Raw genomic sequence first — 6,901 nt, forward strand, 5'->3', positions numbered from 1 at the left:
CCCCGGCATCCTCGCCCGCCACCACCTGGCCCCCGACGGCACGCCCCTGCCCGGCGCGGCCGCACCGCAGGAGCCCGGCCGGGTCCGGGGCGCGGTGCGCGAAACCGTCCGCAACGCGGCCCGGGGCGCCTACCGCCAGGGCGTCCAGCGCGTCGCCCCCGTGATCCGCCGGATGGGGGAGCTGTGACCACCACTCCAGGAGCAGCCACCATGACCCCAGGGACAACGATGCAACCGCCCCCGACCGTCCTCGCCGTGATCCCCGCCCGCGGCGGATCCAAGGGCGTCCCCGCCAAGAACCTCGCCGAGGTCGGCGGCATCCCCCTGGTCGCCCGCGCCGTCCGCGCCGCGCTCGCCGCCCCCGAGGTCACCGACGTCGTCGTCACCACCGACGACGGGGCGATCGCCGAGGCCGCCCGCACCGCCGCCGCCGGCCTCGGGGCCGCCCACCGGCTGCACTGCGTCGAGCGCCCCGCCGCCATCGCGGGCGACACCGCCACCAGCGAAGCGGCCGTACTGCACGCGATGGACGTCTACGAGGCCGAGCGCGCCCGGAGCGTCGACGTGGTCCTCCTCGTCCAGTGCACCAGCCCGTTCGTCTCCCGCGAGGACATCGACGGCGTCGCCGGGGCGGTGGCCCACGAGGGCGCGGACACGGCCGTCACGGTCGCCCCGTTCCACGGCTTCGTCTGGCGTGACGGGCACGCGGTCGAGGAAGCGACGTACGGCGTCAACCACGACAAGTCCGTTCGCCCCCGCCGCCAGGACCGCCCCCAGGACTACCTGGAGACCGGCGCCGCCTACGCGATGGACGCGACGGGCTTCCGCGCCCACCGCCACCGCTTCTTCGGCCACACCGCCCTCGTGCCCACCGACCCGGCGCGGGTGCTGGAGATCGACGACCCGCACGACCTGGCCCGCGCCCGCGCGCTCGCCCCGCTCCTGGACCCCTCACCGCTGCCCTCCCTCGCGGACGTGGACGCGGTCGTCCTGGACTTCGACGGCACCCAGACCGACGACCGGGTCATGATCGACTCCGAGGGTCGCGAGACGGTCGCCGTGCACCGGGGCGACGGACTCGGCATCGCGGCCCTGCGCAGGGCCGGGATGCCCCTGCTGATCCTCTCCACCGAACAGAACCCGGTCGTCGCGGCCAGGGCCCGCAAGCTCAAGATCCCCGTCCTGCACGGCATCGACCGCAAGGACGAGGCGCTGAAGCGGTGGTGCGACGAACAGTCCATCGCCCCCGACCGGGTCCTCTACGTCGGCAACGACGTCAACGACCTGCCCTGTTTCTCGCTGGCCGGCTGGCCCGTCGCCGTCGCGAGCGCCCACGACTCGGTACGCGCCGCGGCGCGCGCCGTCACAACCACCCCCGGCGGCTACGGCGCCATCCGCGAGATCGCGGCCTGGCTGCTGGGCCCCACCCTCACCACCACTCCCTCTGTCCCCACAGTCCCCACCAAGTAAGGAAGCACCACCATGAGCACCTCCCGCCTGCGCACCTTCGGCACCCGCACCGCCGGCCCCGGCAACCCCGTCTACATCACGGGCGAGATCGGCATCAACCACAACGGCGACCTCGACAACGCCATCGCGCTGATCGACGCGGCGGCCGAAGCCGGCTGCGACGCAGTCAAGTTCCAGAAGCGCACCCCGGAGATCTGCACCCCGCGCGACCAGTGGGACATCGAGCGCGACACCCCCTGGGGCCGGATGACGTACATCGACTACCGCCACCGCGTCGAGTTCGGCGAGGCCGAGTACACCGCCATCGCCGAGCACTGCGCCAAGCGCGGCATCGACTGGTTCGCCTCTCCGTGGGACACCGAGGCCGTCGCCTTCCTGGAGAAGTTCGACGTCCCCGCCCACAAGGTGGCCTCCGCCTCCCTCACCGACGACGAGCTGCTGCGCGCCCTGCGCGCCACCGGCCGCACGGTCATCCTCTCCACCGGCATGTCGACCCCGAAGCAGATCCGCCACGCGGTCGAGGTCCTGGGCAGCGACAACATCCTGCTCTGCCACGCCACCTCCACCTACCCGGCGAAGGCCGAGGAGCTGAACCTGCGGGTCATCAACACCCTCCAGCAGGAGTTCCCGAACGTCCCGATCGGCTACTCCGGCCACGAGACCGGCCTCCAGACCACCCTCGCGGCCGTCGCGCTCGGCGCCACGTTCGTCGAGCGCCACATCACCCTGGACCGCGCGATGTGGGGCTCCGACCAGGCAGCCTCCGTCGAGCCGCAGGGCCTGACCCGCCTGGTCCGCGACATCCGCACCATCGAGGCCTCCCTCGGTGACGGCGTCAAGAAGGTGTACGAGTCCGAGCTCGGCCCGATGAAGAAGCTCCGCCGCGTCGCGGGCGTCGTCGCCGAGACCGAGAACGCGCCGGCCCCCGAGCCGGTCGCGGTCTGAGCGCCGACCGGTGAACCTCGCCTTCGTCGAGAGCCCGGTCCAGCTCCTGAACGTCCTGGAGTGGGTTCACACCCAGGGGGGAGACGATCCGGCCGACACCACGGTCGTCGTCCTCCCCCCGGTCGACCCGATGTCGCGCGGTCAGCTGCGCCGGATGGCGGAGCTGGCCCGCGACGAGGGCATCGCCGTCCGCTGGCAGGAGGCGCGCGGTGAGTCCGGCGCGCCCCTGAAGGCCCTGCGCGCCCTGGCCGGCCTGGTCCGGCGCGCGGACCACATAGTGATCGGCGACCCGTTCTCCCGCTATGTGCAGCTCCTGCTGACCCTGGTCCGCGCCGATCACCTCACGGTGGTCGACGACGGCACGGCCACCATGGAGTTCGTCGCCCAGCTGGCCCGGGGCGAACGCCTGACCCGCTGGCACCGCCGGGGCCGCACCGGACCGCGCGAACTGGTCCTGGCCCCGGTGACGGCGACGGCCCGCCGCCGCTTCACCCCGACGGAGCACCACACGGTCCAGGTGTTCACCGCGATGCCGGTCGAGGCTCCGCCCGGCATCGCGGTCACCCGCAACACCTTCGCCTGGACCCGCGCCCGCTTCGGCCCGCCCAGCATCGGCAAGGGCGCGGACCTGGTCGGCACCTCCCTGGTCGAGACGGGCGTCGTCGACCCCGTCCCGTACCAGGAGGCGGTCACGACCCTGGCCCGCACCCACGGAGCCACCCGTTACTTCGCCCACCGACGTGAGTCCGCCGAGAAGCTCCACGCCCTGGAAGCCGCCACCGGCCTGGAGATCGTCCGCCCGGACCTGCCCCTGGAGCTCATCGCGCGCCGAGGCCCCATCGGCCGCACGATCGTCAGCTTCCCCTCCACGGTCGTCCACACCCTCCCGCTGGCCCTGGCCGGCACGGGCGTGAACGTGGCGGTCTGCGACATCGCCCCGGAATGGCTCCGCGCCACGGCCTCGCCCCGCGCCCAGGGCTTCCTGAGCGGGGTCACGGAGACGGCGCGGGGGGTGCAGCGGCTGACCTCGACGGCCCACGCGTAGGGCCCCCGCCGCGGCGGGTCACGGTGGCGGCGCAGGGGTGGGATCACCCGGCCGCAGGCTCCAGACGACATCGCGGGGGCCGGGCGGATCCAGCTCGTCGCCCGTGCGACCCTCCCGGCGGTCCAGGATCACGCGCCCGCACTGTACGTACCCCGTGCCGCTGCGGGAGCGCAGCCCGACGATGAGCTGCGCATCCCGCCAGACGGGCGGAACACCCGACTCCGCGAAGACGCGCGAGAACTCGGGCTCGTCGACCGCGACGATGCGGAGTGCCTCGTAGCGCGTGACGAGGCGCATGGCGTGGACCGCCTCGAAGTGCAGGTCGAGCCGCGTGGTGTCCCGGCCGGCCGGCAGGGAGCGGAGCAACAGGTGCGAGTGGCCGACCCCGTACCGCCAGACACGGAACGTGCGCTCGGACGCGTACAGGACGGTGGGGCGGGCGCCGGAACCGGTCACGGATACCGACTTTCTCTCGGGGACGGCGGGACGAGGAAACGGGTCGTGGCCTCCGAAGGTTCCGGGTCAGGGCACACGCGCCGGCGGCCGGCTCGCCCGCGCGTGCCGATCATCAGGGGCACGCCCCGCGAAACCGTCCGGTGCCTCCGGTGCCGGACGCCCGCCCGGAAAGGGAACCGGTATACCCGTAACCACCCTGCGTCACACGTCCTCACCCAAACTTTGTTCGCCTGAGCGGCTGAAGTTTTGTTGATCTGTGGCCAGTTGGGGGGGCAGGGGGCCTACGCTTCCTAGGGTGAACCAGTTGAAGTCCCGCGCCTCCCGCCCCCACAACCCGGCCGGCCAGTCCGGGGGAGGTGCGCTGCCCGGCAGGCTCTCCGACGAACTGCGTGCCGAGCTGATCGCCTTCCGCCGGGATCTGCACATGCATCCCGAGCTGGGCAACCAGGAGTTCCGCACCACCGCGGCCATCAAGGACCGGCTGGAGAAGGCCGGGCTCAAGCCGAAGGTTCTCGCCGTCGGGACCGGGCTCATGTGCGACGTGGGGGAGTGGGACGGGGTGACGCCCATGCTGGCGTTGCGGGCGGACATCGACGCGCTGCCGATCCCGGACACGAAGGCGGGCGTGCCCTACCGGTCCACCGTGCCCGACCGGGCGCACGCCTGCGGGCACGACGTGCACACCACGACCGTGCTCGGCGCGGGGCTGGTGCTCGCCGATCTCGACCGGGAGGGGCTGCTGCCCCACGCCGTGCGGCTGATCTTCCAGCCCGCCGAGGAGGTCCTGCCCGGCGGTGCGGTCGACGCCATCGAGTCCGGGGTGCTGGAGGGCGTCGGGCGGATCATCGGCGTGCACTGCGACCCGAAGGTGGACGTCGGGCGGATCGGGCTGCGGATCGGGGCCATCACCTCGGCCTGCGACCGGCTGGAGGTCACGCTCGACGGGCCCGGCGGGCACACCGCCCGGCCGCACCTGACCACCGACCTGGTCACCGCCGCCGCCCGGATCGCCGTCGACGTGCCCGCGCTGCTCGCCCGTCGGGTCGACGCCCGCTCCGGGCTCGCGGTGACGTGGGGGCGGCTGGAGACCGGGCACGCCCCCAATGTCATCCCGCAACACGCCGAGCTCTCCGGCACCGTCCGCTGCCTGGACCTGGACGCCTGGCGCGACGCCCCCGACCTGGTGCACGCCGCCATCGACGAGGTGGCCGGAATGCACCGGGCCAAGACCGTGATCAACTACGTACGCGGTGTGCCGCCCGTGGTGAACGACGCCGAGTCCGTCGGCCTGCTGGACGCCGCGATGACCGAGCGCCGCGGATCGTACGCGATCGAGGACACCGAGCAGAGCCTGGGCGGCGAGGACTTCTCCTGGTACCTGGAGCGGGTGCCCGGCGCGATGGCCCGCCTCGGCGTCCGGACCCCGGGCGACACGCGCGGGCTCGACCTGCACCGCGGCGACTTCGACGTGGACGAGGAAGCCGTCACCGTGGGGGTCGAGCTGTTCACCGCCGCCGCGCTGTTCGACGGGAACCGTTAGCGGAGCGTTGACACAGTCTTCGTGGGCCGTTCGTGGACCTGCGGGAGGCCTTCTGTTCACGACGATCCGATAACGGCTTCCGTACGTGCTCTTATCTGACATCTACGCGCGTTACGATCGCCGCGAAACCAGCGCCGGAAGAGGCGCTTCGGTCAGGTTTGAAGGAGCCTTCCCTTGCGCCGGATCACCAGGATCACCACCGTGGGCATTGCGTCCGCGGCGCTTGCTCTCAGTGTCACCGCCTGTGGCGGAAAATCGTCGTCGGACGCAGGTTCCGACTCGGGCGGCGACAAGGCCGCCATCGCGTACGACATCGGCGGCCGCGGCGACCAGTCGTTCAACGACGCCGCCTACGCCGGACTCTCCAAGGCGGAGAAGGAACTCGACGTCAAGGGCAGCGAGGCCGAGCCCTCCGACGGTGAGGGCGACGCGGACAAGGTCCAGCGCCTCACCGAGCTGGCCCGCTCCGGCAACAACCCGGTGATCGGTGTCGGCTTCGCCTACGCGCCCGCCATCAAGAAGGTCGCGCCGAAGTTCCCGAAGACCACCTTCGGCATCATCGACGACGCCTCGGTGACCGGCGACAACATCGCCAACATCGTCTTCAACGAGGAGCAGGGCTCCTACCTCGCCGGCGTCGCCGCCGCCAAGGTCACCAAGACGAAGACGATCGGCTTCATCGGCGGTGTCGAGACCCCGCTGATCAAGAAGTTCGAGGCGGGCTTCATCCAGGGCGCCAAGGACACCGACCCCGCGGTCAAGGTCCTCCCGCAGTACCTGACGCAGCCGCCGAACTTCGACGGCTTCTCCAAGCCCGACCTCGGCAAGGCCGCCGCCCAGGGACAGCTCGACAAGAAGGCCGACGTGATCTACTCGGCCGCCGGTCTGGCCGGCTCCGGTGCCATCGAGGCCGCCTCCAAGGCCGGCAAGTGGAACATCGGCGTCGACTCCGACCAGTACAAGCAGGAAGGCCTCGCTGCCTACAAGGAGTCCATCCTGACCTCGGTCACCAAGGACGTCGAGGACTCGGTGTTCAACCTGATCAAGTCGGTCCAGGACGGCAAGCCGACCACCGGTGAGATCCGCTACGGCCTGGACAAGGACGGCGTGGGCCTGTCGATGTCCAACCCGGCGTTCACCAAGATGACCGACGTCATCGCGGCCGTCGACAAGGCCAAGCAGGACATCATCGACGGCAAGATCACCGTCAAGACCGCTCCGTAAGCGATTCGGCGCCTCCTGCCGTACGGCTGGTTTCCCCGAGGCCCTGTCCGTCCCCTCGCCGCACGGCGACCGTGGACGGACAGGGCCGCGGGTCCATCTCCGCCCAGCGGCCGGGACGTCCGCAGCACCTCTCGAAGAAGATCCGCCTCTCGCAGTGCTCTCCCACCCGGCCCGGACCCCGCGTCCGGACGGTGACGTGCATCCGTGTTTCACGATTCGGC

At 71.7% G+C, this 6,901-nt stretch carries 6 protein-coding genes and 1 pseudogene; 6 read left to right on the top strand and 1 reads right to left on the bottom strand.

Annotated features, from left to right (window positions below; genetic code table 11):
* The 4 genes and pseudogenes from HET64_RS34480 to HET64_RS34495 all read left to right on the top strand — a co-directional run.
* Window positions 1–187: pseudogene (locus HET64_RS34480) on the top strand (hypothetical protein); the annotation flags it as partial.
* A gap of 41 nt (window positions 188–228) precedes the next feature.
* The gene (locus HET64_RS34485) at window positions 229–1,470 is read left to right on the top strand and encodes an N-acylneuraminate cytidylyltransferase (RefSeq protein ID WP_215111192.1); all 1,242 of its coding nucleotides are present in this window, start codon (window positions 229–231) and stop codon (window positions 1,468–1,470) included.
* Between the two features lie 12 nt (window positions 1,471–1,482).
* Window positions 1,483–2,415 (top strand): N-acetylneuraminate synthase family protein, encoded by a 933-nt coding sequence (locus HET64_RS34490; RefSeq protein WP_018956009.1) that lies wholly within the window; start codon window positions 1,483–1,485, stop codon window positions 2,413–2,415.
* A gap of 10 nt (window positions 2,416–2,425) precedes the next feature.
* Window positions 2,426–3,460, top strand: a complete 1,035-nt coding sequence (locus HET64_RS34495; protein WP_215111189.1) for a hypothetical protein — start codon at window positions 2,426–2,428, stop codon at window positions 3,458–3,460.
* An 18-nt stretch (window positions 3,461–3,478) separates the two neighbouring features.
* On the opposite strand, the gene HET64_RS34500 is transcribed toward HET64_RS34495, so the two are convergent.
* Window positions 3,479–3,916, bottom strand: a complete 438-nt coding sequence (locus HET64_RS34500) for a hypothetical protein (RefSeq protein ID WP_215111190.1) — start codon at window positions 3,914–3,916, stop codon at window positions 3,479–3,481.
* A gap of 304 nt (window positions 3,917–4,220) precedes the next feature.
* On the opposite strand from HET64_RS34500, the gene HET64_RS34505 reads away from it, so the two are divergent.
* Both HET64_RS34505 and HET64_RS34510 read left to right on the top strand, forming a co-directional pair.
* Window positions 4,221–5,456 (top strand): amidohydrolase, encoded by a 1,236-nt coding sequence (locus HET64_RS34505; protein WP_215111193.1) that lies wholly within the window; start codon window positions 4,221–4,223, stop codon window positions 5,454–5,456.
* 174 nt (window positions 5,457–5,630) lie between these two features.
* Window positions 5,631–6,680 (top strand): BMP family protein, encoded by a 1,050-nt coding sequence (locus HET64_RS34510; protein ID WP_215111191.1) that lies wholly within the window; start codon window positions 5,631–5,633, stop codon window positions 6,678–6,680.
* Window positions 6,681–6,901 lie beyond the last annotated feature (221 nt).

Source organism: Streptomyces sp. McG3, assembly GCF_018619185.1.
Lineage (GTDB): Bacteria > Actinomycetota > Actinomycetes > Streptomycetales > Streptomycetaceae > Streptomyces.

Excerpts from the sequence above, each read along its gene's own strand:
- HET64_RS34490 (WP_018956009.1), top strand. The coding sequence starts at position 1,483 with ATGAGCACCTCCCGCCTGCGCACCTTCGGCACCCGCACCGCCGGCCCC.
- HET64_RS34485 (WP_215111192.1), top strand. The coding sequence starts at position 229 with ATGCAACCGCCCCCGACCGTCCTCGCCGTGATCCCCGCCCGCGGCGGA.